The sequence below is a fragment of the Neoroseomonas rubea genome (assembly GCF_016106015.1).
GTDB classification, from domain to species: Bacteria; Pseudomonadota; Alphaproteobacteria; order Acetobacterales; family Acetobacteraceae; genus Neoroseomonas; species Neoroseomonas rubea.
The window spans coordinates 1-981 of record NZ_JACADQ010000655.1 but is presented as its reverse complement, the minus strand read 5'-3'; the positions used below and the strand labels follow the sequence as shown (position 1 = coordinate 981).

At 75.7% G+C, this 981-nt stretch carries 1 protein-coding gene; it reads right to left on the bottom strand.

Going from position 1 to position 981, the window contains the following annotated elements; all coding sequences use genetic code 11:
• On the bottom strand, positions 1 to 981 hold a 981-nt coding region (locus HW577_RS25620; protein WP_198378900.1), incomplete at both ends, for a caspase family protein.

Here is a 981-nt window from a genome sequence, read left to right as displayed (position 1 = left end):
CGCCATGGCCGGTGGCGCACTGACCGGGGGCATCGCGACCGCGGCGAGCGCCGGGCCGGCGGGGGGTGCGCGCCGCCCATCCGTCTCGGCCAGCCTTGCGCGCGCGAGGGGGGCGAAGACGCCGTCCGGAAAGCGGTCGAGATAGGCGCGGTAGTCGGCGGCCGTGCCGCCTGCGCGCACCGTCTCCCAGAACAGGATCTCGGCGCGGTCGTCGCGCGCGGGCGGGGCGGCGGGCGGGGGCGCGGCCGGCACGGTGATCGCGGCGGGGACGAAGTAGAATGCGCCCTCCATCGCCGAATGTTCCCACGGCACCTGGCGGCCGCCGGTCTGCTCGCGCACCTCTCGCCGCACCTCGGCCATCATGGCGCGCAGTTCGAGCCCCGGCGTGGCGATCTTGCGCAGCAGCGCCGCGGTGAAGGGGCTGTGCTGGCCGGCGCCGTCCTCGGCCACCTCGCCAGGTGCGGTGGCGAAGGCGATCAGCGTGCCGACCGCCGCACGCACCGGCGACAGGCCCGGGCCGGTCGCGATGCCGCGCGTCGCGCTTGCCAGCCGCAGGCGGAACGGGTTGTCGCGGCAGCCATCGAGCAGCACGATCGAGACGCGCGCGCCTTCCAGCTGGGCGATGACGCTGTCTAGGTCGAGCCCCTCAAAGCGCAGGTCGCGGTCGTTGCGGATGTCGGTCGAGACCGGTAGCAGCCAGTTCCGCCCGCCGAATTCCAGCGCATGCCCGGCATAGAAGAACAGCGCCGCATCCGCCCCCGTCGCGCGCTGGCCGAGCCGCCGCACCGCCTGTTCCATCGCCAGCCGGTCGGGGTCGAGCACCAGGTCCACGTCGAAGCCGAGCCGAGCCAGCGTGGCGGCGAGCGCGCGCGCGTCGTTGGGCGGGTTGGCGAGCGGGGGGATGGCGCGATAGGCCCCGGCGCCGACCACCAGCGCGACGCGCGCGCCCGGCTGCGCCAGGGCGGGCGTGGCGAGGAGCAG